Consider the following 23,066-nt stretch of genomic DNA (forward strand, 5'->3'; position numbering starts at 1 on the left):
TGAATTGATCAATTGGCGTGCTGAATCAATGATATCACCCCTGTTGAGAGTTGGAATTCTGTTGCTTCTGCTGGTAGGCAATCTGTCCGGCGAAGAACCACTGTTGGCTACCAAACCTGTTCGTCAGATTGACTTTAGGGATCCTGTTCCCTACGGATTACAGCCCATCGCGTATGGTACCGGCACTTTAACGGACCCCGTCACACTCTTAAACGAACAGCTGATTCAGCAAAATAGAGAGCTGAAATTCGATACAGAGTGGGGATATTTAAGGGACGTTCTTAAGCAGTTACAGCTGCCCGAGTCTTCACAGTTGATGGTCTATTCCAGGACGGCCCTGAATCCACGGATTATTAATCCTGATAATCCGCGAGTGGTTTATTTCAATGATGATGTCTACCTGGGCTGGGTGCCAGGAGCCCGCTCGATGGAACTGGCGTCCATTGACCCGCTGCGGGGAACGATCTTTTATGAACTGGACCTCAAGGCTTCCGCGAAACCCCGCTTCGTCCGCTCGGACCGCTGTCTGGCCTGTCATGCAGGAGATTCAAGTCTGCGGGTTCCGGGACTGCTCGTCCGTTCCTTTCTCACCGATGACCATGGTCGCCCGATTTCTGGTTATTCGCAGATCTCTCATGACAAACCACTCGAAAAACGCTGGGGTGGCTGGTACGTGACCGGCACACACGGAGACATGCTGCACCTGGGGAATGTGTTCGGCAGAGAGACGATTGAAGAGTTCCGAACGAATCCGGCGTTACGTGCCAACCTGACACACGTCGATCAGTTCTTTGATACAACAAAATATCTCAGTCCACATTCCGATCTGGTGGCACACCTGGTTCTCGATCATCAGGTCCACGCACATAATCTGATCACGCGCGTCAGTATGGAGTATCAGCTGGGGCTGGAATCGGATGCCCGGCAGCGGCTGGTGCGGTATCTGTTGTTTCTGGATGAAGCTCCACTCACGGCAACAGTGAAGGGCACCAGTGGCTATCAGGACTGGTTTACCCGGCAGGGGAAGCGGGACTCGCAGGGCCGCTCTTTAAAAGACTTCGATTTGAAAACCCGGTTGTTTCAGTATCGATTGAGTTACCTGATCTATACTGATGGTTTCCAGAAGATGCCTGCAGGAGCCAGATTGCGGATTCTCAAGGATATTTATGAATTCCTGAACGCAGATGACTCTACGCTGAAAGCGGATTGGGACGTCGAACCTCAGAACTTTCCCCTTGCTGAGCGGCAGGTGATCCTGCAGATCGTTGCGGAAACCCTGGACAAGCTCCCGGAATTCTGGAAAACCACCGCAGTCTCTTCGAAATGAACCATTTCAGGGCTCTCACAAGCGGGGATTGCCTTAGACCATTGACAGGCACTATGATACTTTTGCAGTCAAACGAGGCAACCTGACCTGACATTCGTTCCTCTGAGGTTCAGTGATCGGGATCTTTTGAGAATTCAAACCACCAACCCCATGAGGCACAATGCGGTTATTTACTATACGACGCGCCGTCAGACGAACTGGAAATCGATTTGCTATCTTGTTCCTCTGTCTGTTTGTTGGCGCACAAACTCTTGTTGCGCAGACAAAACCAGCCGATAGTTTCACAGGGCTTAAGGTTCCGGAAGGGTTCCGCGCGACGTTATATGCCGATGATGACCTGGCGCATGACATTTATTCCATGACCGTCGACTCCCTGGGCCGCGTTGTCGTTTCCGGACCCGGTTACGTACGCATCCTCATTGACGAAGACCAGGATGGCGTTGCCGATTCCTTCAAACAATTCGCTGACGGTCCTGCCAGTGGTGCCCAGGGCATGTATTTTCTGGGCCGCGATTTACTTTGCACGGGAGACGCTGGACTGATCCGCTATCGCGATCAGGATGGCGATGATCGAGCAGACGGCAAGCCGGATGTCTTTTTAAGAACCCGGACCGGTGGCGAACACAATACCCATTCGATTCAGAAAGGTCCCGATGGCTGGTGGTATCTGTTGCTCGGAAATACAACAGGTATCAATGAAAAATATATCACGCTCGAGAACTCTCCTGTCAAGAAACCTTATGCCGGCACCCTGATGCGGCTCACTCCCGATCTCACAAAAGGGGAAGTTCGAGCCGACGGTTTTCGTAATGCCTACGATTTCACTTTCTCGGCCAATGGTGATGTCTTTACTTATGACAGCGATGGTGAGCGGGATATTTCGCTGCCGTGGTACCGGCCTACGCGTGTCTTTCATGTACTCCCTGGTTCGAATGCCGGCTGGCGAAGCCGCAGCTGGAAACGACCTGATACATTTTTAGACATGCCACCCGCGGTTGCCGCTTTTCATCGTGGTTCACCAACCGGTGTCTCCTGCTATCGACATCGGAGTTTTCCGGCAGAGTATCAGGGAGCCCTGTTTGTGGCCGACTGGACCTTCGGCCGCGTGCATGCGATTCCACTGGAAAACTATGACGGAAGCTATGCCACTGAGCCGACCGAATTCATCACAGGAGTCGGGCAATTCGGCTTTGCTCCTACCGATCTGGCCATCGGCGCTGAGGGGGCACTCTATGTCAGTGTCGGCGGACGTGGTACTCGTGGCAGCGTGTTTCGCATCGACTATGTCGGTCCGGTGGTTGCTCAAAAGCCGAACCTTGCGGATGTTGAAGAGGCACCAGTCGCAGATTCCACAGAAACTCCTGCAGAACTCGACGCCTGTCTCTCGGCACCACAGCCTTTGAGCAGCTGGTCGCGGGAAGCCTGGCTCCCACTGCTCAAACAACTGAAGCCCGAAGACTTTTATCGGGCAGCCCTCGACAGCAGTCGTCCCGAGGATCAGCGTGTACGGGCGATTGAAATCGTAACCGAACAGCTGGGTGGTTTTCCGGACCGGATCGTCGAACGCCTGATTCTGGATCAATCGGAGCGGGTACGTGCCCGCCTGGCGTGGTCTCTTGCCTATCACGATCAACCAACACGCAAAACCGAGTGGCTGAATGCGTTGCTCAAAGATGATTCAGCCCTTGTATCCCGCTTCGCGCTGGAGACGCTGATGCAGCTGGGGGATCAGATCGATCAGAGCCAGTGCCTGGATGGTCTGCAACAGACATTGGGGGCTACGGCCCGATATGTACGTCAGACCGCAGCCCGAGCCACTGCGACATTGAACACTGAGGACTTTCAAATACTCTCCGAAAGGATTGGTCCTGATGAAGGTGCCTCGTTGATGACGCTCGGTTATGCGACGGTCATTAAGCAGGGTGGCGGTGTCGTTCCCCTGGCGGTCCGCACCGGGATCACGGTCTTTGAAGGAGATTACCAGACCGACCTGCGTCTGGATGCCTTGAGACTGATCCAGTTGGGGCTGGGAGATCTGGGCCCACCTACAAAAATGGCAGCGGTCTTTGACGGCTATGCGAACGGCGTCGATCTGAGTGATCACGAACGGCACCTCGACCCGATTCGCATCCGTCTGATGCAGGCCTTTCCCAGCAGTCATGAAATCCTGGATCATGAACTGGCACGGGTGCTGGCAATGCTTGCACCTTATAATCCGAAGCTGCTGGATCGCATCCTGGCGAAAATTACAGACGATACCGATCCGGTGACCGACATTCACTATCTGATTGTTGCGGCCCGCATTCCCAGTGACCGCAGTCGGGAACAGTCGAAGAAAATCGCCAGTGCCCTCGTGCACATCGATGAGAAACTGATCCGGTTCAAACTGCCCCAGGATACCAACTGGGATGACCGCTTCAGAGAACTCTACAGTCAACTGGTAAAGATCGACGCCGACCTTCCACGCCAGATTGTGGAACAGCCTGACTTTGGTCTGCCGGGGCATGTGCTGTTTCTCAGTCAACTGCCTCCCCAGTTTCTGGGCAAGGCCATTGAAGCTTTTGAACGTAAGATCGAAGCCTCCCCTGATTTTCAGTGGAACAGTGATGTGATTTTTGTGTTTGGCGAATCAACAAAGCCTGCACATCGGGAAATGATTCGTGATCTCTACGATGATTTTGCGCTGCAGCCAGCCGTGCTGGCAGTACTCGCGGCGCAACCCGAAGAGCAGGATCGGGATAAATTTATCGCGGGGCTCGAATCATCCCAGATAGAGGTGCTCGAAGCCTGTGTGAAGACGCTCGAAAAACTGTCCCCTCCACAACAGCCTGAAGAAACGGTAAAACTGTTTGCCACACTACGACGACTGGGGCATGACAAGCGGGAAAAAAATCTGCAGGCGCGGATCATTCCGTTACTGCAGCGTTGGACCGGGCAACAGTTTGGTCAGGTTTCGGATCTCGCCGACCCGGAAAAGGCTCGCGCCCTGGTTCAGGCCTGGGAGGAGTGGATTGCTAAAACGTACCCTCAGGTGTATCAGATGGTGTTGCAGCAGGGGGGAGAAGAGGCAGAAAAATTAAATGCGGTGCTGTCCACCGTCGACTGGGAGACCGGAAGCAAGGAGCGGGGCGAAGCGTTGTTCCGGAAGCGGGCCTGTATTCAGTGTCACGGAAACCGCAGTGCTCTGGGACCAGCTTTGACGGGAGTCGCCCGTCGTTTCTCTCGTGAGGATCTTTTCACCGCGATCGTTTCTCCCAACCGGGATGTTTCTCCCCGGTATCAAACCACAATCGTTGGTACGGTGGATGGCAAAGTCTATACGGGGTTGGTGGTCTACCGTTCGGTGGATGGGCTGACCCTGCGGGATTCGAACAATCAGACCACCCGCATTGAAGCGGATGAAATTGATTTTGAAAACAAGAAAAGCACATCACTGATGCCAACCGGACTTTTGAAGGATCTCACTCCACAGGACCTTGCAGACTTGAATGCCTATTTACAAAGTCTCTAAACCGGGTACCCTGTAGGCAGTAAAGATGACCGAGTGAGCCGTTATTCAGCAGGAGGCTTAGCGCGCGTGTCGACTTCTGATCCGAAACCAGCCAAAAAGAAACGAACCAGAACGCTACCGCCTCCTTATAATTCCCTGGATGGTAAACGCTGGATTCAAAACTCGATCAGTGTCTGGAGCGACATCCGTAAATCGACCGAGGAAGGCCGACTCAAGCATCCTGCAATTTTCCCGGAGATGCTGGTAGAACGACTGATTGAGACCTTTCTCCCTCTGGATGGGGATGTCATTCTCGATCCCTTTGCCGGTTCGGGTAGTACGGTGATCACCGCGGAGAAGATGGGGAAAACGGGTGTGGGAGTGGAACTCTCGGCCGAGTACGCCGAGATCGCTGCCCGGAGACTGGCCGAACTGAGTGAGCTCACGGATGAGCCAGGTGATGGGGAAACCGTTTCCACTCGCTCGCGTATTCATCGTGGTTCCGCCTTGAATCTGACTGATTACGTCACTCCGGGCAGTGTGGATCTCTGTATCACCTCGCCCCCGTATTGGGACGTGCTCAACCAGCGCCGCTCCGCCGACCATAAAGAGGTCAGGCATTATGGAAATCATGAACACGATCTGGGTGTGGTGGAAGATTACGAAGACTTCCTGCAGGAATTATCTCATGTCTTTCAGGATGTGCAGACGGCGCTCAGACCAGGCGGCTACTGCTGTGTGATTGTGATGGATCTCCGCAAGAAAAGCCGCTTTTTTCCTCTGCACAGTGATCTCGCCGCCCGTCTGCAGGAGATCGGCATGATTTATGATGATCTGATCATCTGGAACCGCCAGGCAGAATACAATAATCTCAGACCACTCGGTTTTCCCTCGGTCTTTCGCGTGAATAAAGTCCATGAATTTATTCTGCTGATGCAAAAGCCAAAACAATAGCTCTGAGGTGAGTCCGTAGATTGGCATTCAAGTGGCGGAGTCGGTATAACTCACGTTCTAACAACGGATTTCAACTAGGAACCAGATCCGACTTCTGTCATAATATTGACGGAGAGTCCGGTTTACGCTCAACAATACAACGAGAGAATACCCATGCAAAACATCAATTCCATTCTGGTCGGCGTCGATCTGACCCACGCGGATCGCCTGGTGGCAGAAGAGCTTAACGAGCAGACCGCGGAAGCTGTCGAACGTGCCATCTGGGTAGCAGCATTGTTCAATGCCCGGCTCGAATTCTTTGCAGCCATGGATCTTTCGGCCCATACCAAGCATCTGCTGGAAGAAGACCGAGATCACCTGACTAACAATGTCGAAGACGAAGCTCACCGCGTGATGAGTGAACTGATCGAACAAGCCAAAGCAAAGGGGGTAGAGAGTTCTTCTAAAGTCGCTTTCGGTGCTCCCTGGCGGGAAATTATTCTGGAAGTGATTCGCGAAAAGCATGACATGGTTCTGGTCGGCACACGGCCACATGGATTCACCGGACGCCTGTTTGGCGGCACCGTGATGAACCTCTTCCGACAGTGTCCCTGCCCGGTCTATGCTGTTAAAGTTGATGAAGAGCCCGAGATTCCGGAAATTGTCGTCGCCAGTGACATGAGCGAAGTCAGCAGCGATATTCTGAACTTCATCGTTTCGTCTGCTCAGGTGGCGGATATGAAAATCCATCTGGTACACGCGATTGATACACGGCTCGACGAACGACTGAAGGGGTTGGGAGTCAATCAGGAAACACTCAAAAAATGTGCTGAAGACATCAAATCTGAAATCGAAAACGAACTCAACGAACAATTGGCACAGACCGATTTTCGTACTCTGACTTATGGTGTGCAGGTACATGTGCTGGAAGGTTCCCCGGATGTGGCGATCCCGGCTTTCCTCGCTGAACACAAAGTCAATCTGCTCGCGATGGGCACACTCGCTCGTTCCGGTCTGAGCGGTTTCTTTATCGGTAACACTGCCGAACGAATGCTGGAAAAAGTCAATTGCTCCGTACTGACCTTTAAGCCGTCTGACTTCGTTTCGCCGGTTGTGCCTGAATAAACCTGCTGCAATGCATTCCGAATAGCCGTTCATAGTGGAACTCAATCAATCATCGCGGATTTCGGTCCGCGATTTTTTTACGTAGTTGCAATCACGGACACGGGAGTAGCGCAAATCAAGTCCATGACTGAGGCTGGCGATTATTTTGATTTTCCAGAATGAAATCGAATACCGATTGTGTAGTGGAAGAATGTGACGTGGTAGACTGGTTGATAACTTTTTTGTAATCGATCGACCGAACGCTTTCTGTTCATCTAAGTCGAATAGAAAGTAAGTCAGTGCAGCTAATCAGGAACAGCCCATGCCCGTCTATCTGATCACCGCTACGGACACACGTGGAAAGCGAGACACCCATCGAGTGAAGGCGGAAAGTGCCCGCGAAGCCTGCAACGATCTGGAAGAGCAGGGGTTTGTTGATATCACGCTCCATAGCGATGATGCGTTTGCGGCCGCGACAAATCTGTTCCCTGATAACAAGGATGTGGAAGAGCATCTGACAGCAGAAGATCTGGTGAAGATGCAATATTTGAGCGATTTTCAGCAGCTGCTGTTTACGCTGAGGCGTGCCTATTGGCAATCTGCCTGGTTTTATCTGCTGGTAATCGGGGTCTTTGCTTACCGCTGGTATTACAAGTTAGGCTGGTTTGCCAATCCTGACGATCTGGACCCCATTGATATCGGTGTGGTTGTAGTGATGTTATGGCCGCTGGCGATCAGTCTCTGGTTCACGTATTTGTCACCGGCTCGAAAATACAAACGACTGATGCAGGCCTTTGCCTGGGGACACTGGGATGAAGTCATTGATCTCTCTCCAACCCTTGTTGGCAAAGTTCCCGACTACGAACTGGCCTGCCGTCATGGTGTCGCGCTTGCAGCGCAGGGAGAGTTTGATGAGGGAATGAAACTGGTCGAACCGTTTGAAAAGGATCCCGATGTCCCCCGCTGGATGTATCTGGGCAGACTGTCTGAGCTGTATGAGGTCGTCAAAGATCGCGAACAGGTGATTGAGTGTCACCGACTGGCATATGAAGCAGCTCCCGAAAATCCAACAGCTCAACTGGATTATGCCTATGCCTTACTCAAATATGAAGAAAATATACCACTGGCAGAACAACTGATGGCAGAAGCAGAGCAAGAGCAGCTGAGTGAACTGTTGAAATTTCTGCTTCCCTATTTCAAAGGAATCCTGGCACTGAATCAGGGGCGTAGCGGCGATGCAGTAAAGCTGTTTCACGAATGCCAGGAGAACCTGTTGCCCATCGCGCACAGTGAGCCGATGCTGCAGTTGATTGTCGATTACAACCGCGCCTATCTCGCAATTGCAATGGCTGAGCAGGGGGATGCCAGAGAGGCTGAAACACTTTACAACCTGGTGGAACCCCGATTGCAAGCACTGGACAGTACACTGCTCATGGATCGCTATGCCGCCGCGATTCGAATCTGAAAAAGGAAATGACTATGAAGAAAGTTGTCAGACACAACAGCCTGCTCAATAAACTGATTTTACTGGGGGGATTCATTCTGCTCGCATTGGGGATCTTCACCAACGGGTTGGTTTTACTCACCGGTGGGGTACTGATCTCGGGGGCGTTAATCGCCGAAACGTTAAACAGCCAACTGGCCGCACAGGTGATTTACTCAGATGAGGAACAGACGGGGTGACCGCCGTCGAATATGAACCTTTGGTTTATCCCTCGGTCTGGCCACCTCCTGCGCTGCCGCCTCCTGTTCCGGAGAGCTGGGAAGCCAGATTCAAACGCATTCCCATTCTGGGCTGGTTTCCGGTCTTCTTACTAAGATATTTACGCTGGCAAAAGCATTATTCTGAGGTCTTGGAACCGATCGCTTTCGAGATTGCAGAGCAGCTTGAAGCACGCCCCAGGGTGGCTGGCTGGTCCAACAGATCTCGTTGGTTTTGTACAACACGTCATCAGAAAATTGCTGAAATCATTTCTGATGCGGTAGCGTTGGAAAAATTTCTGGTTGATTCGCCCCCACTCCATCCAGAGGATCCTTTTCCCTTGCTGTTCTGGGGACCCTTCGATGATCTGACACCGCTGATTGTGGGGGTCGAGATCCAGAAGGAATTCGAGGCCAGTCTTACCTCAGAGGGAGTTCTTCGGGCCTGGGAAGAAAACTGGACCCTGAGAGAGTTCATTGATTACTGCGATCAATGTATCTCACAGGGAACAGCAGAAACGTAATTACTTCTTTTCCTGAGCCGCGCGGTGCGCTGATTCCGAATCAAAAACTTCCTGCTTTTCTTTTTCCATTTCAGATTTCACATCAGGGGTGATTTCTCCAGAGTCCATGGGAGCTTCAGATCCACAAGCGGAAAGCAGGCTGGCGGCAGCAAACAGAATGAGACTAGACGCAAATTTCACAACAGGTTCCTCGAGAGTGTTACAGTGAAAATTTCAAAAATTATTCGAGCGAGAATACTTAAGCAAATATAAACAGGGCATCATCAGGTTCCGGGGGGGATTCCATCAGATGCCCTGCGCTCACGATGATGCAGGCTTTTACGCAGTCGATTCAAACGCTGCGTTAGAAGTTTTCCAGGGGTTCCCGGTCATCGGTCAGGCTGATACGTCGCATGATGTCGCCGTCGATGTTGTAGCTGATGAGGCGAACTGAGCCATCGGCCAGACAGGCATTCATACCACCATCATGGGCGGAACCGAAGAAGGGATGCCAATTGGTCCAGGAGACGCCACCCTTGTCGGTAACGGCAACTGTATCAGTCGGCGCTTTCACGTCGGGCAGGGGAGTCAGGCCGTATTCTACTCCGGCGCTGGTCCGTCCGGCACCGTGGCGGATGACACATTCATCCCAGCCGGCGTTGACCCAGGGCTCGTTATCTCCCCCATCCAGACCGTGGCGATCTGGGTTGAGTGCTTTTTCCGCAACCATAATCGTATTCGAGGCACCGTCTTTAATGTCGTTGATGCGGACTTCTTTAGAGTCCGTTCTCACAACCACACCACGCTTACCGAGGCTGAGTGTCGAGGTGATACCACCCTCACGTTGACCACCGTTACCGGCATAGTCGCTGCGGTAATAACCACTGCCATAAGAGGTCACTTTACGACGACTGGGGCAGTAGTAGGCTTTCACGCCCTTGCGTCCCACCAGCGGATAGGTACCAACCGGGTCAGCATCGGTTCCCAGGTCGTAAATCGTGGACTGTTCCATGTAAGGCAGGATGTGATACAGCCAACTCCAGCCGGCACGTTCTGTTGCGTTACAGCAGGCGTAGGAAGAGCCGGCACCGTCGCGTGCACCAGTGGGCAGGCGGTCATACACATCATGGAAGTTATGGAATGCGAGACCAATCTGCTTCAGGTTATTCTTACATTGTGTACGACGAGCTGCTTCGCGGGCCTGTTGCACGGCTGGTAACAGCAGGGCAATCAGAATAGCGATGATAGCAATGACGACGAGCAGTTCAATCAGAGTGAAACCCTGGCGGGAATCCGTTCGTAGTTGACGCGTACCGGTAGCGGGGGAAGAAATTGGACGTAACGTCCTCATTTTCCAGTCTCCTTAAAGTGAGAAAGTCGTATGGAATGTAGAGCAGCGTTTCAGTTTCTCAAGGCGGGGTGTGCCGGTATGGGTCTTGACTGACCTTTAGGAACAGGGCTCGGAGTCCCTTTCCTGATGCTGGATGGCATCCTATCGGGCGAGTGTTAAATAATGGTGAGCGAAGTGTGAATAGTTTTTCGTTTCCAGCGAACCTGTAAATCGACTTAAGCAAAGTGCACTGAATGACACAGGCCGAACCTGTTTTGTGATTGGTCGGGAGCACCATTTTAGAACGAATGGTTCCTCTTGACATAATACTAAAGTGTTAGTACAAAACGTTACGTGAATGGATTCAATCGGTAAAAAAAGGAATTTCAGACATGCATCAGAGCCCTGCGGGACTTTGTGCCGGCTTACCTGACTCACAGCACAGCTGTGGTGGTGGGAGAGTACGGCGACAGAGATCAAACTCGCGTTCTCGCTCTGGATTTACCGTTCTGGAATTGCTGGTGACCTGCGGTATTATAGGCACACTCGTCAGTTTGATTCTACCTGCCGTTGGTTCCGCACGCGAAGCTGCCCGTCAGCTGCAGTGTAAAAATCAGCTCAAACAGATCGGAATCGCCATCCATTGTTATCACGATACCGCCGGTTGTCTTCCTGCGGGCTGGCAGTTCGAGTCTACGCAGAAATCGCTGTATAGCTGGTCAGTTCCACTGCTGCCTTACCTGGAGCAGCGGGCCGTGTATGAAATCGTTGATCGTAACCAGATACTGGCTCATCCTTTCAATCTAAGTGCCCGGCGGACTTCCCTTGCTGGTTTTCTCTGTCCGTCTGATATTTTTGATCCAACCTTTATCCTGTATGAAGAGCAGCCTGCCGGTGGTGCAGGAGCAGCAATTATGGAGCTGCCAACCGCCAGTTATGTAGGAGTCTACGGTACAGTTGAAGCAGACGACGGGATGCCACCCCCAGCGGGGGACGGTGCGTTAGTGTATGCTCAGACGATACGTTTTCGCGATTTGCAGCGGGGCTTAAGTAATACTGCAGTTGTGGGAGAACGCACCATGGCGATGGTCCCTTCCACCTGGCTGGGAGTTGATCTGGCAGGGGAAGATGCAGCCTGTCGAGTGACGGGAAGTAACATGACTTCTCCCAATTGTAAATTGTGTGACGAATGTGAATTTTCCAGTCGCCATCCGGGTGGTACCAGTTTTCTGTTCGGCGACGGTCATGTTCGATTTATTTCAGAGTCCATCGATACAAAAACATATCAACAACTGGCATGCCGCTCAGGCCAGTAGGATTATTTTAAATACGTTATGTGGCCCGTCGGCCATGAGTGGAATGTCGATACTGACCAAAGTCTGCTGTCGATGAAAAGGAATGGTTGCGATGACAAAAACTCATCTGACAAAATGCGAACTGGAAGTCATGGATGTTGTCTGGCGCAAAGGCCGCGCTACCGTCCAGGAAGTGGTAGATTCACTTGAGCGTCCACTGGCTTATACGACGGTAATGACAACGCTCAAGATTCTCGATGAGACGCGGGGCGTTCTCAGAAAGCAGAAAAAGGGGCGTGCCTACGAATATGAACCCACTGTCTCGCGTGAGATGATCAGTCGCAGTATGGCAGCTGATCTGACCGATCGGCTGTTTGGTGGTTCGGTAAAATCTCTGGTACTCAGCCTGGTAGAGGGCGATTCGATGTCGCAGTCTGATATTGAAGAGCTGAAACTCGCCATCCAGTCACTGGAGGCAGACGCATGAGTTCCACTCAGTTTCTGGAACTGGTTGTTTCTCTGACCGTTCAGGTGTCGATCGTCATCATCGCCACTCACTGGCTCGGCAGACTCGTTGAGAGTGAACGGGTACAAAGCCGGTTGTGGACTGTCTGTTATGGTATCCTGTTATCGTTAATTCTGGTTTCGGTTCTGTTGCCACATCCCCGGTTTTTAAACCCCTGGAATCAGCTCAGTACGAATCATGCATCGACCTTACTCAGTATCGAGATGCAGATGGGACGATTTTTGTTCTGGATCTGGCTGGGGGGGACTGTACTCTCACTGATGGTATTTCTCTTTCGCGCCTGGCAGGTCAACCGTTTTCTTAAATCGTGCCAGCCGGTGGAAATCAGCAAGTATATTTCTACGGAAGCTCTGGATGAGCTTTCCCAGAAGTTTAAGCTTTCCGGGAAACAGCAGGTCCGGTTTCTGACTACGACTCGCCTGAGCTCTCCCTTCTGTTCTCAGTTACATTATCCCTATATCATTATTCCAGAGTATTTATTGGATTTCGAACCTCAGAAATTCAACTTCATTATCAGGCACGAACTGGAGCATCTGCAGACCGGACATCCCCTGCAACTCTTCCTGCAGCGACTGGTGGAAGTCATCTTCTGGTTCCATCCCATGGTCTGGTGGGCTTCACAGCAATCGGCACTGTGTCGGGAATTTGCCTGTGACGAGGCTGCGATTCAGACTCCCCAGGAAATTGCGCAATACCTGCGTACGCTCCTGACTATTATTGAATACGGTGCGACTCAGCCAGATGAAACACATACGCCTCTCGCGTTTGGCCGCGGTCAGAGTATGATTGCCAGTCGCGCCCGTCGTCTGACACAGATCGCACAAAATCACAAAACAGACCATCGAATTTCTCTGTCCGGAGGTCTGGCTTCTGTCAGTCTCGTTCTGGCGACTTTACTGGCTGCATTTATCTGGCTCCCCGTAGATGTGTTGGCTTCACCGCGGGCCAACTGGTCTCCCTGGCCGACCTGGTCAGCTGATGCCCTGCATGACTTCGGCGTCTCAGTGCATGACTTCGAGACTTACAACGGGCGGATGGAACTGCATGAGCTGTTGCAACAAAACAGCACCCGCCACAATGTGTTACCCGATGTAACGCGGTAGTGATACACGTACCCGCCAAAAAAAATTTATACCAGACTACTATAAATATAGGAGTATGGCTGGTTGCGTCAGCAAGCGGCTGGATTCCCATGGGTATAGTGAATTTCAACCCCTGGTATTTTTTTAGATTGAATTACTAAAGGTTTCGGATTTGAGATCTGAAACTGAAACAGGGTATGGGGCGACCTCATCAGCCCGGGAAGAAAAGGAATTTCGACCTATGTCTAAAGGAATTTATACAACCGAGCCGTTTCTCAATTTGACAGAAACCAATGCAGAGACGAAGGCGGCTGACTGCGGACCAGTGAGAAGATTAGCAGCCCTCCCCGAACGGTTGTATGCGCGGTTTGCGGAGTGGACCGGAAGATATACAGTTCTGGCCATCATTTTTGCAATCATGCTCAGTTTTCTGCTGACGCTACGGATTGTGATGATGGTGGCTTATGCAGATCTGCATAAGTTGACCCTGCTTCAGGGGCTGTCTGTATTTCTCGTGGGACTGCAATTCGATGTGCTGGTGTCACTTTGCTTTATCATGCCCCAGCTGATGCATTTTACATTTGTACCGAATCGACGTGCCTCGGGACGAATTAACCAGAGTCTCTTCGATCTGACCTGGATCATCGCCTTTCTGTTTCTGCCTTTTATCTGCATCGCGGAGTTTGTTTTCTTCGAAGAATTTCAATCACGATTGAATTACATCGCGTTTGAATACATCGTCTATCCCCGTGAAGTCTGTTGTAACATCTGGGAGTCGTATCCGATCATAGAACTGTTGACCGTCGTTGGATTGTTTGGTGGTTGCTGCTGGTTTCTTCTGAGAAATCATTTTCAGAAACAGATTTCTACTCCACTCCCTTTCCGTCGTCGCCTTGGTTTGTTTGCCACCGTGTTGACGGCGATTGCTTTGCTCTGGACATCCACCAGTGCAGAGAGCCGTCAGGTTAGTCGTGATCGCGTGGCAAATGAATGCTCGTGGAACGGGCTGTACAGTTTCGTGTATTACGCCTGGACCTGCCATTTCGACTTCAACAAAAACTACCTGACACTCGAAAATCAGGAAGTGAATCAGCGTTTACGGGAACAGATCGTGGGGGCCGGCGACCATTTGAAATCGGGGTCAAGTAATCCCGTGGATCGAATGGTGGCGACGGGTAAACCACAAAAAGACTACAATGTTGTTATCATTCTGGAAGAAAGTCTGGGGTCCGACTTCATCGGCGTACTGGGAGATAACCGGGGGTTAACTCCACATTTCGATGAATTGAGTAAACAGGGACTGTTGTTCGACAACTTTTATGCCACCGGTAATCGGACGGCACGGGCATTGGAGGCTGTGATGACCTCCATGCCTCCCATTCCGACCGAATCCATTTTGAAACGTGATCATTCCGAACGGGTCTTTACCATCGCGAATGTCCTGGCTGAGCGAGGTTACGAGCGGCTCTTCATGACCGGGGGGCGGGGACTCTTTGATGGTGTGCGGTCTTTCATGAAGGCCAACGGTTTCAATCACTTTCGCGAACAGTCTGATTTTCAGGATCCTGTGTTTGTCAACGCCTGGGGGGTCAGCGATGAAGATCTGTTTCGCAAGGCTCTGGGGGAACTCGACAAACTGCAGGAGAACGGTCGGCCGTTCTTTGCAACGCTGTTGACTGTGTCCAATCACAGGCCCTACACCTATCCTGAGGGACGGATTCCCGAGACAGAACAGACTCGGAATAATGCTGTGAAATACGCAGACTGGGCATTGGGATACTTTTTCCGGGAAGCGCAGAGCCACGAATTTTATAAAAATACGATTTTCGTGGTGATGGGAGATCATGGAGCCCGCGTTACCGGCAGCCAACTGTTTCCCATGAGTTCCTATCGTGTGCCGGTATTGATGATCCAGCCAGATGGGAAGGGGCAGGGAGAACGCTGCAGTACGCTGGGATGTACGCTGGATATTGCTCCGACCATTATGGGACGATTGGGGAGTGACTATCGTTCTGTCTTCTTTGGCTATGATGTACTCCAGAGAGAACCCGGACACGGTCGTGCCATCATGCAGCACAATCATGATGTTGCACTACTGGACTCAGAAAATCGGATGGTTGTACTTGGTTATGGACAATCAGTAGAAGAATTCGAACTGAATCGGGCCAACCATCAGCTGGATCAACGGAAAATTCCGGATCAGGAAATGGTCCACAATGCGATTGCGCTCTTTCAGTCTGCTTATGAACTGTACTACTCCGATCGCTGGTTTCCTGATTTGAAAGTCACCAGATCTCAAAAAGACGATCGGATTTAATTGTTCATTCTGCAGCCTCGATTTCATAAGTGTGGTTAAGTCATTTTTCAGAAAAGCATTTTATTCATTTATGGTTGAGAGTGAGATGAGGGACGGAGTTGCCAGGAGCGCGACAACTCCGTTTCACTCTCTCCATAAGGATGGCGTTCACCTCTCTCACGACACGTGGCTGACTGGCTGCGTACACAACCTCTCTCATTTGCTCACATCCTCCTTCATCTCGTTAGACCGTCTACCAGTTAGACTAATTTAGATTTATGAAATCAATTTTGACGCTGATTCTGCGCACAAGGTACAGAAGCGGACTGCTCCCGGTCCTGTGTTATCTGCTGCTGATGTACCTGGCCACCGGCTGTATCATGATGAAGGAAAGAACACACGTTGAAACGGTCGTCGGTGTCGATTCGGAATCAGCGATGAGGCTGGTGGAACCTCCAGGCTTTCGCCGGATCATTGAAATGGATTCTCACGCCTCCCCAAAGCAAAATGCAGTAGAGGGACTGGTTCATATAAATGGTCCGACAGCTGACAGTATTGAACCATATTCTGGTTTTAAACGGCTTCTGCATCGAGCTGAGAATATCCTCAAAGCTTCACTTACCGAAAATGAGGAGAACCCGCAACAATCCACACGGATTCAAATCCAGGGATTCCTTCAGGAAGATCCGCTGGCAGGGATCGAGGGGGATTTTGAATGTGTGAATCCTTCAATTGAAGAAGAATTTGGTACTTCCCCACCTTCACTCTGGAGTCGCATCAAAGAGGACCATCAGCACTACTACTCGAAAGAGTCTCTGGTCTGGCTGGCAGGCGGATTTGGGGTGGGGGCGATGATAGCCAATACATCGCTGGATGGTGGTATTCAGAATCATTTGCAGTCCAGCGTACTGGGGGCGTCGTCCGATGAATGGCTGGAAACTTTTCATGCGCAAAAAGAACTGGGCAATGGTCGCTATACCTTACCGCTGTTTGCTGCCGCCTGGGGAGCCGGACTGTTGTTTGAAAAGGTGCCGCTGATCAATGCGACTGGCGAATGGGGAGAACGCTCAATTCGAGCGATTATTGTCGGTACGCCACCCATGCTGGCGATGCAATCTGTCACCGGTGCTTCACGCCCGGGAGAGACGTCAGCGAATGCGAAATGGAAGCCTTTTCAGGACAACAACGGTGTCAGCGGCCACAGTTTCATGGGAGCCATTCCCTTCCTGGCAGCAGCCAAAGTCACTGATCGACCATTGCTCAAAGTGCTGTATTATGCCGGTTCCACGCTGGCCCCATTATCTCGCCTGAATGACAATCGCCATTATCCCTCGCAGGCGTTCCTGGGCTGGTACATGGCCTGGGTGGCTACGAATGCAGTCGACGCCACACAGCAGGCGGATCGCAACTGGCGGATGTTTCCAATCTCCTGGGGAGGGAATACAGGCATTGGGATTGAGTACAACTGGTGACCAGAGGACAGTATCAGTTGGGTGAAATTATCGCCGTTTCAGTTTCACGCTGTAAATGAAGCCAATCAGGCAGCCAATGATTCCACAGAGCGGCATGCCGTTGAAGATGAAAAATCGGGTGTAACCTGCGGTGACTTTGCTGCGGAGAAAGTTGTAGTAGGGATCCTGTTGCGCCATCAGGGGCGCCAGTACCAGAGCTCCCAGGACGTAGCCGATCAATAGGCCGACAATCGCCCCGACGATGCTGTGCCTCAGGGCACCTTTCAATTTGACCTGTCCAAAATGAAGTGCAAACAGGTAGGCCAGAGCTCCACCCAGCAGTGGACCGACGATTGGCAAGCGAACCCCGCTCTGAAATCGGAGCATCGGCCCGGTCTCCATCCAGGAATAACTGCCGAGTATTGCTTCAAGCAGGATTCCCAGAATGAGCCCGCAAAAGGCGGCAACCCATTGATTTACATTCTGATTCTGTTCGTTTTGTCTGCGTTTTGCCACGTTGTCTCGTCCATCGATAGAATCCAGGTCTTCTATTAATGTCGTCAATCTCAATGACGGAAGACAAAGTTTTCGCTTTTGGCGGACAATCAGTTAAACTGATAGAAACGGACAACTGATAGATCCCACAGGAGCAACACCACATGACCGATGAAACGACTCCCGCCGAGACCAGCACACCACGGACTCACTGGGGCCGCCTGAGTATTTTAGTACTTGGATTGATCCTGGTCGCCCTCGGCATTGCCTGGCAACTCCGGCTGTTGCCGTTCAGGAATTCACTGCCCCGACAGAATGCGATCATGGTCATTGCGCCTTACAAACACCAGGGAACCTGGGTCTTCGACGACAGTTCTGCCGGCCTCGTTCAGGAACCCTTTGTGGCGGGAGTACCTGAAATGATCGATGTGATCGTGAAAGATATCCCCGATGCCGATCAGGGATTTCGCCTGATCTTCTCCTCAAATCCCTTCCCCGAGTATCAGAAAAAGCTGGTCTGGCTGCGGGGGGACCGGGGTGGCAACTATTACCGTTTTGCCGATTCTGATATGGAAGGCTGGATCTGTCCCGCCATGTTCCAATATTACGAGAAAGCCCCCCCGGAACTTTATGTTAAAGCGGAACCGATGAACTGAGCCGAAAACCGAGCCTGCCTCGTCTTTTTGGTGTCACTCTCAAAACGTGAGAAGCTGTCGTTTGACGAAAGCCCGGAGCCATAACTATATTAGGTTGACTTGGCCCCCGTAGCTCAGTTGGATAGAGCAATGCTTTCCTAAAGCATAGGTCGCAGGTTCGAACCCTGCCGGGGGTATTCTCAAACGCCTTTATTTATAGCCTCAATCCTGCTGGATCTCTTCGGCTACTTCCTCTGGCTGGTCACTGATCACTGAATTGATCACTGAATCCGCATTAGTGATTGGATGTGGGTGTGTCCTGCGTTGTGCGTAGCCGTAATGTCAGCGAACTGATCAAACAAGCCGCAGCCAGACTTACGGCGAAGAGCACAGGAAACCAATACGGTATCATCAGTCTGAACTGTCCGTTCGATATCCTGCCTGCTCCAAAGCCCAGCGTTGTCCTTATAGCTCGGTCCGTCCGCTGTTGTGTGGCATGCCATCGGTCCCCCTGATCCCAAGGACCAAGGTAATCAATGCCCACTCCCCCAACCGGCTGAGAGTGCAACGTGAGAACAATTCGTCCCACTCCAGACCAAATACTGAAGGGCTTGATGATGGGCGCCCTGCAGACGAACTCTTCGCTGCACGTAAAGCTGCGCATCCATAACCCCCCCAGCAGGACGCTTGTGAAACCACAAATGACGATTATATCGACTCTCATCTTTGTTATTGCTTTTGTGGTCGCCATCTAGATTTTCACCTGACTCAATGCAGACCGAATTATTTTGGTATTTACTACTAAGCTGAAATTTCACATATAGATTAGACTGGAACCCTATCCAGGCATGGATTGTAACCGTTGCGGTTTTCTGTGTCTAAAACAAAGTGATTGTTCCCACGTTATAATTTAAGTAGAGAAGCTAGGCTATCTTGTTTATTGTATTTTCAGGGGTCTGATTTGGACTCGACTCCGCATCTGCAGCCCAGATCGCCTCTGCTGCTTTCTGTGCATTTCTGCCCACGTAATACTTCATTGTGGTATCAATATCGGAATGTCGCATCAGCAGCATGAGAACGTCTGGCATCACCTTCAGGGACCAACGTTGACCAAAAGCCCGGCGCAAATCATGAGCAGACGCATAGCGGGGTTTACGCTTCCCGGTCTCCTTATCAATGTTCCCTTTGTCACCTACGGCAACATTGGCTTTCTCTCCGATCTTGGCAATCTGCTTTGAGACGGTTGAAGAAAGCATTCGTTCGGTTCGTTTCTTCCGGGCCAGTGGATTGAATACAGGGCCTGTTCTCTCGTCCTCTGGTACTTCATCAAGTAGAGCAGCGAATTCAGGGACCATCGGCAATAGTCGGTCCCGGTTCCCCTTTTCCGATTCTTTGCGGATTCTGAGCACTGGACGCTTACCAGAGAAGTCTACGGACAATTTATCCTCACGGTCCCAGTGCAGATCCAGGGCCTCAGCCAGACGCAATCCAGAGCACCACAAGCCCCGAAGCAGGAACTTCCATGATTCGGCCTGTTTCTCACCGCAGACACTAGGAACGGCTGTTAGCATCCGCTCAAACTCTTCTTTGCAGAGAGGACGCCCGCGCATTGCCTTCTCTTCTCGGATACGCTTGAATTTTGGGAATCTCGGAACGGTCTTCAGCAACCCGATAGACTGCGCCCAGTTCAGAGCAGACCTGATGTAGATCAGATAGCCTTTGATTGTGACGTCTTCAAGTCCATCCTCCCGCATGTCCTTCACCATTTTGCTGATCGCGTTTGCGTCGATCTGAATCAGCAGATTCGGCTTGATGTACTCATCAACCTGACGAAACACAACCTTTGCTTTCTCGGCTGAAGTGTCCGCGAATCCGGGCAATACTTCTGTTTCATATCGTTCCTTGAAGTCCTGCCACTTGGCTTTTTGTGGGTTGTAGTATCCTCCTTCGTTGATCTCCTTTTCCAACCTCAGAGCAAAACGCTCCGCATCTCTCTTGATTGCCGTTCCTGTGCTCTTGCGACACTCCCGCAGGTTTACCGGATCAGTCCACCGGGCATAATAGTTATTGCTGTTGCTACGCTTGACGATGATTACTTTTACTGCCTTCATTGCTATGTCGCTCCCTTTTTCTACCTGCATCAGAAAACGGCCTCACCAGTGCCGCTCTGACGCGATTAGATTTAATATTGGTGTCAATGTTCAATAAATGCCGATATCGCATTACAGGCGATTCTGTGGCCTCCTGCGATGTATGGCATGAAATCCCATCCGGCATCCCTGCCAGACTGGGAGAATCGACTACTGCAGATCACCGGGGCAGATCGACCGCGCGATATAAGCCCGCTTGCGTTTCTCGCCATTGGTCGGATTATCAAGACGGTTATTCAGCTCGCCTACAATCTGTTTACACTGCTCACGGCCTCCATCAATCGTGATGAATGCCGGGGGTAGATCGAATTCTGATCTTGGCTTAAAGGGAGTGTTTAACGCTACGCTGAGGTTTGCGTATCTGCCGCCCACTCGAACCCGGATTAACCAGTGAGACACATAGCCATCTTTACTATTGGCGATTCGCTCACGGTTCAGGATCGCTGCCACCTCTGCCGCAGTCTTGGCTTTCCTGTAGGTCTGCGTATGGGGAGGAACTGACCGCCAGCAATTAGGCTCCCAGTCATCTGGCACATTTACGAGATACACTGGCCAGTTGTGGCGTTTGGCATCCAGTCGCAATACATCATCAGGAGAGGGATTGCCAAAAGGGGGAGGTGTCACCGGCTCCAGTGCTTCCCAGTCTGTTGACCGCTGCAGTAGAGCTTCCAGGGGGGAGTGAGTGTCACAAACGCAAGAGGGGTTAAGAGTGTCCATAATTGACACCTTTCCACACGCTGAGAGAGTACAGCGCGTAAAAAAGAGCGCAGGCACTCAAAAAGAGCTTCTAAGGTGGATAAGAGGCCACCCGCGCGCCTCACGGCTAACGCACTCTTTCCAAGTGCCTGCACTCCAGTCTTCTTATTGGATTTTAGAATGTAACTCTTATGTGCCTTTCGGCTTTTAGAAGGATGCAGTATCCCTGCTGTCCTCGCATCCGTCAAGCCATATCTCCGGCCAGTGTTCAGGCATTGGTTATGCTGGTTTCTGACTTTCACACCACTGCAGACACGTCGACTGCCGATATCTCCCCTGAAATCAAAGTAGTTTACTGGAAGATGTCGACACCCCCCATAGAATCCAGCATTCCCACCAGATCCAGCCTCTGACCTGTTCACCATTGCGCGATTACAGATCATTCCTTGCCTTGGCTGGCACTGCTTCAGATTCCGCTTATCGCGCGATGGTGCCCAGTCCATTAGCCCCTTCTCCTGTCTCTGGTGGCAATGCCTTTTTTCTTTGGCTGTGGATTAACTACCTTCAGTCCCTTCCTGGTCGCTGGAGTGAGTCCGAACTCCTTTTCCAGCTTCACCAGTTCAGAACAGAGGTTACGCTCAATCGCAACCTGTGGCGCTGTCTTCGGACCATGTTGACCTTCGACCGTTACGCCGTTTTCCTCGATCCAGTTGCAGACCTCCTGCCACCGATTGACCATGTAACAGTATCTGACCAACGGCAGCTTGTAGACGGGGGAGATTATTCCCATTTCGTCCAGCTGTTGAACGATCTCATCCCAGATCAACCGCACCGCTTCCGGCATGTCTGCAGGCGCGTCTGGTCTTCCCTCTGGTGTCTTCGCTTCGTCGTCTGTTGAACCATGTCTATCTGCCCTGAAAGTCCCGGCCAGGATATGATCCTCCACTGAGTCTGGTCTACGTCCCCTTACCATGATTATCTACTCCTTTGTTCTTCGTGGATTGCTTTAATTTTGACTAAAAAGATACGTGAAACGGTTGGTGGTTCTGAGTCTAAAAAGCCCTAGCGATTATTTAGCCCCCGTACCCCCGTACCCCCGCACGCCGGTAGTTGTCTCTCCCTATCTTCATTCCGTTCGATTCGCTCGCTGTCTTGCTGCTATGGCATGACTTGCACAGCGATTGATGATTGGACGAATCCCAGAACAACGGATCATCCGGCCCAGTCACTGGAATGATATGGTCTGTCGCCTCTGCTTCACGTCCACAACTCACACATTCGGGATACTCCCTCAGTCTCTGCCTGCTGTACTTGCCCCATCGGTAGCCATACCCCCTCTTGCTGGCTGACTGACGGTTATCAACCCGTTTGCTCTTACGTCTGGCTCCTATCAGTTTTGGTGCTCTTGGCATTGCATACCCCCCTAAGTGAAAATAACGCACGCGAAAAAAGCAGATGCGATGTGTGGTTCAGGTCTTCGCAGCCTCTAGCGATGAAAAGCCCCCACCCCTGTGACTCAGCTTGTAGACTCTGTCGCGTTCTCGTCGTCTGGTAGTTCGTTTGCGATGTATTCCATAGCCTGGTCCCATGCATCCAGCAGGATCGCTAACGCCTCGTTCCCGAACTGCCTATCCAGTTTCTCACCGGCATTCTTGATATGCCCCAGAGCACCGATGAAAGCAGGCTTAATTGCATCCAGATTGACCATCTGCTGCCGCCGCTCCTGCAGATCCATTTCAGCAAGATCAGCCTTCAAGCCCCTGTATCGCTCCAGATTGTCGCTGTCGCCACCGGCAAGCATAGGATCGGATGATTTGAACCACTTGTTGGCCTTCGCCCATTCCACCATTTCAGGTAGCGGGTATCTGCCCCTCTCACCGGGGCAACCCTCTGCGAGCCAATATGAAATAGTTCTCTCTGAGACACTAAAGAAACGAGCACAACCGGCTATAGTCGATTCATTAAAATCACTGTCAAAACCTGAAGATGAAGAAGCCATTTTTTACCCCTTGTTGATGAAAATTCTTGAGATATCGAAGCACCTCAGCTAGT

The 23,066-nt window shown here is 51.4% G+C and carries 21 protein-coding genes and 1 tRNA gene; 14 read left to right on the forward strand and 8 right to left on the reverse strand.

Going from position 1 to position 23,066, the window contains the following annotated elements; translation table 11 throughout:
• The first annotated feature begins 43 nt into the window (after window positions 1-43).
• From F1728_RS22955 to F1728_RS22985, 7 genes are all read left to right on the forward strand, one after another.
• Window positions 44-1,327 (forward strand): hypothetical protein, encoded by a 1,284-nt coding sequence (locus F1728_RS22955; RefSeq protein ID WP_155366022.1) that lies wholly within the window; start codon window positions 44-46, stop codon window positions 1,325-1,327.
• 160 nt (window positions 1,328-1,487) lie between these two features.
• The gene (locus tag F1728_RS22960; RefSeq protein ID WP_155366023.1) at window positions 1,488-4,838 is read left to right on the forward strand and encodes a DUF7133 domain-containing protein; all 3,351 of its coding nucleotides are present in this window, start codon (window positions 1,488-1,490) and stop codon (window positions 4,836-4,838) included.
• Between the two features lie 66 nt (window positions 4,839-4,904).
• Window positions 4,905-5,771: a DNA methyltransferase gene (locus F1728_RS22965; protein WP_390642471.1), complete on the forward strand. Its 867-nt coding sequence runs from the start codon at window positions 4,905-4,907 to the stop codon at window positions 5,769-5,771.
• 153 nt (window positions 5,772-5,924) lie between these two features.
• Complete coding sequence (locus F1728_RS22970) at window positions 5,925-6,875, forward strand: universal stress protein (RefSeq protein WP_155366025.1); 951 nt, start codon at window positions 5,925-5,927, stop codon at window positions 6,873-6,875.
• A 301-nt stretch (window positions 6,876-7,176) separates the two neighbouring features.
• Window positions 7,177-8,319: a tetratricopeptide repeat protein gene (locus tag F1728_RS22975; RefSeq protein ID WP_155366026.1), complete on the forward strand. Its 1,143-nt coding sequence runs from the start codon at window positions 7,177-7,179 to the stop codon at window positions 8,317-8,319.
• A 14-nt stretch (window positions 8,320-8,333) separates the two neighbouring features.
• A complete protein-coding gene (locus tag F1728_RS22980) occupies window positions 8,334-8,537 on the forward strand; it encodes a hypothetical protein (protein WP_145042504.1) in 204 nt (67 codons plus the stop codon).
• Window positions 8,534-9,079: a hypothetical protein gene (locus tag F1728_RS22985; RefSeq protein ID WP_155366027.1), complete on the forward strand. Its 546-nt coding sequence runs from the start codon at window positions 8,534-8,536 to the stop codon at window positions 9,077-9,079. Before F1728_RS22980 ends, F1728_RS22985 begins: the two co-directional genes overlap by 4 nt.
• Here F1728_RS22985 and F1728_RS22990 read toward each other — a convergent pair whose 3' ends face one another.
• Window positions 9,080-9,259, reverse strand: coding sequence for a hypothetical protein (locus tag F1728_RS22990; protein WP_155366028.1), 180 nt, complete (start codon window positions 9,257-9,259; stop codon window positions 9,080-9,082).
• A gap of 163 nt (window positions 9,260-9,422) precedes the next feature.
• Window positions 9,423-10,409 carry a DUF1559 domain-containing protein gene (locus F1728_RS22995; RefSeq protein ID WP_155366029.1) on the reverse strand — a complete coding sequence of 329 codons (987 nt, stop codon included), beginning with the start codon at window positions 10,407-10,409 and terminating at the stop codon, window positions 9,423-9,425.
• A gap of 371 nt (window positions 10,410-10,780) precedes the next feature.
• Here F1728_RS22995 and F1728_RS23000 point away from each other — a divergent pair, with 371 nt between their 5' ends.
• From F1728_RS23000 to F1728_RS23020, 5 genes are all read left to right on the forward strand, one after another.
• A complete protein-coding gene (locus F1728_RS23000; protein ID WP_155366030.1) occupies window positions 10,781-11,704 on the forward strand; it encodes a DUF1559 domain-containing protein in 924 nt (307 codons plus the stop codon).
• A gap of 91 nt (window positions 11,705-11,795) precedes the next feature.
• On the forward strand, window positions 11,796-12,170 hold the full coding sequence (locus F1728_RS23005; RefSeq protein ID WP_155366031.1) for a BlaI/MecI/CopY family transcriptional regulator: 375 nt from the start codon (window positions 11,796-11,798) through the stop codon (window positions 12,168-12,170).
• The gene (locus tag F1728_RS23010) at window positions 12,167-13,312 is read left to right on the forward strand and encodes a M56 family metallopeptidase (RefSeq protein WP_155366032.1); all 1,146 of its coding nucleotides are present in this window, start codon (window positions 12,167-12,169) and stop codon (window positions 13,310-13,312) included. The genes F1728_RS23005 and F1728_RS23010 overlap by 4 nt, the downstream gene beginning before the upstream one ends.
• 220 nt (window positions 13,313-13,532) lie before the next feature.
• Window positions 13,533-15,608, forward strand: coding sequence for an LTA synthase family protein (locus F1728_RS23015; RefSeq protein ID WP_155366033.1), 2,076 nt, complete (start codon window positions 13,533-13,535; stop codon window positions 15,606-15,608).
• 359 nt (window positions 15,609-15,967) lie between these two features.
• A complete protein-coding gene (locus F1728_RS23020; RefSeq protein ID WP_194242483.1) occupies window positions 15,968-17,059 on the forward strand; it encodes a phosphatase PAP2 family protein in 1,092 nt (363 codons plus the stop codon).
• A gap of 27 nt (window positions 17,060-17,086) precedes the next feature.
• Here the strand turns inward: F1728_RS23020 and F1728_RS23025 are convergent, their stop codons facing one another.
• Complete coding sequence (locus F1728_RS23025; protein WP_155366035.1) at window positions 17,087-17,554, reverse strand: hypothetical protein; 468 nt, start codon at window positions 17,552-17,554, stop codon at window positions 17,087-17,089.
• Between the two features lie 143 nt (window positions 17,555-17,697).
• On the opposite strand from F1728_RS23025, the gene F1728_RS23030 reads away from it, so the two are divergent.
• Together F1728_RS23030 and F1728_RS23035 are read left to right on the forward strand one after the other, a co-directional pair.
• Window positions 17,698-18,189: a DUF6717 family protein gene (locus F1728_RS23030; RefSeq protein WP_228030306.1), complete on the forward strand. Its 492-nt coding sequence runs from the start codon at window positions 17,698-17,700 to the stop codon at window positions 18,187-18,189.
• 102 nt (window positions 18,190-18,291) lie between these two features.
• Window positions 18,292-18,365: transfer RNA gene (locus F1728_RS23035), tRNA-Arg, on the forward strand.
• A gap of 726 nt (window positions 18,366-19,091) precedes the next feature.
• Here the strand turns inward: F1728_RS23035 and F1728_RS23040 are convergent.
• From F1728_RS23040 to F1728_RS23060, 5 genes are all read right to left on the reverse strand, one after another.
• Complete coding sequence (locus tag F1728_RS23040; RefSeq protein WP_155366036.1) at window positions 19,092-20,309, reverse strand: tyrosine-type recombinase/integrase; 1,218 nt, start codon at window positions 20,307-20,309, stop codon at window positions 19,092-19,094.
• Between the two features lie 159 nt (window positions 20,310-20,468).
• Window positions 20,469-21,035, reverse strand: a complete 567-nt coding sequence (locus F1728_RS23045; protein WP_194242484.1) for a hypothetical protein — start codon at window positions 21,033-21,035, stop codon at window positions 20,469-20,471.
• Between the two features lie 481 nt (window positions 21,036-21,516).
• Window positions 21,517-21,987, reverse strand: coding sequence for a phage terminase small subunit P27 family (locus F1728_RS23050; protein WP_155366037.1), 471 nt, complete (start codon window positions 21,985-21,987; stop codon window positions 21,517-21,519).
• A gap of 100 nt (window positions 21,988-22,087) precedes the next feature.
• Window positions 22,088-22,426 (reverse strand): HNH endonuclease, encoded by a 339-nt coding sequence (locus F1728_RS23055; RefSeq protein WP_155366038.1) that lies wholly within the window; start codon window positions 22,424-22,426, stop codon window positions 22,088-22,090.
• A gap of 104 nt (window positions 22,427-22,530) precedes the next feature.
• The gene (locus tag F1728_RS23060) at window positions 22,531-23,013 is read right to left on the reverse strand and encodes a hypothetical protein (protein WP_155366039.1); all 483 of its coding nucleotides are present in this window, start codon (window positions 23,011-23,013) and stop codon (window positions 22,531-22,533) included.
• Between the last annotated feature and the right edge of the window lie 53 nt (window positions 23,014-23,066).

Source organism: Gimesia benthica (assembly GCF_009720525.1).
Classification (GTDB): Bacteria; Planctomycetota; Planctomycetia; order Planctomycetales; family Planctomycetaceae; genus Gimesia; species Gimesia benthica.

Excerpts from the sequence above, each read along its gene's own strand:
- F1728_RS22960 (WP_155366023.1), top strand. The coding sequence starts at position 1,488 with ATGCGGTTATTTACTATACGACGCGCCGTCAGACGAACTGGAAATCGA.
- F1728_RS22970 (WP_155366025.1), top strand. The coding sequence starts at position 5,925 with ATGCAAAACATCAATTCCATTCTGGTCGGCGTCGATCTGACCCACGCG.
- F1728_RS22975 (WP_155366026.1), top strand. The coding sequence starts at position 7,177 with ATGCCCGTCTATCTGATCACCGCTACGGACACACGTGGAAAGCGAGAC.
- F1728_RS22980 (WP_145042504.1), top strand. The coding sequence starts at position 8,334 with ATGAAGAAAGTTGTCAGACACAACAGCCTGCTCAATAAACTGATTTTA.
- F1728_RS22995 (WP_155366029.1), bottom strand. The coding sequence starts at position 10,409 with ATGAGGACGTTACGTCCAATTTCTTCCCCCGCTACCGGTACGCGTCAA.
- F1728_RS23000 (WP_155366030.1), top strand. The coding sequence starts at position 10,781 with ATGCATCAGAGCCCTGCGGGACTTTGTGCCGGCTTACCTGACTCACAG.
- F1728_RS23005 (WP_155366031.1), top strand. The coding sequence starts at position 11,796 with ATGACAAAAACTCATCTGACAAAATGCGAACTGGAAGTCATGGATGTT.
- F1728_RS23010 (WP_155366032.1), top strand. The coding sequence starts at position 12,167 with ATGAGTTCCACTCAGTTTCTGGAACTGGTTGTTTCTCTGACCGTTCAG.
- F1728_RS23015 (WP_155366033.1), top strand. The coding sequence starts at position 13,533 with ATGTCTAAAGGAATTTATACAACCGAGCCGTTTCTCAATTTGACAGAA.
- F1728_RS23020 (WP_194242483.1), top strand. The coding sequence starts at position 15,968 with ATGATGAAGGAAAGAACACACGTTGAAACGGTCGTCGGTGTCGATTCG.
- F1728_RS23030 (WP_228030306.1), top strand. The coding sequence starts at position 17,698 with ATGACCGATGAAACGACTCCCGCCGAGACCAGCACACCACGGACTCAC.
- F1728_RS23040 (WP_155366036.1), bottom strand. The coding sequence starts at position 20,309 with ATGCAGGTAGAAAAAGGGAGCGACATAGCAATGAAGGCAGTAAAAGTA.
- F1728_RS23045 (WP_194242484.1), bottom strand. The coding sequence starts at position 21,035 with ATGGACACTCTTAACCCCTCTTGCGTTTGTGACACTCACTCCCCCCTG.
- F1728_RS23050 (WP_155366037.1), bottom strand. The coding sequence starts at position 21,987 with ATGGTAAGGGGACGTAGACCAGACTCAGTGGAGGATCATATCCTGGCC.
- F1728_RS23055 (WP_155366038.1), bottom strand. The coding sequence starts at position 22,426 with ATGCCAAGAGCACCAAAACTGATAGGAGCCAGACGTAAGAGCAAACGG.
- F1728_RS23060 (WP_155366039.1), bottom strand. The coding sequence starts at position 23,013 with ATGGCTTCTTCATCTTCAGGTTTTGACAGTGATTTTAATGAATCGACT.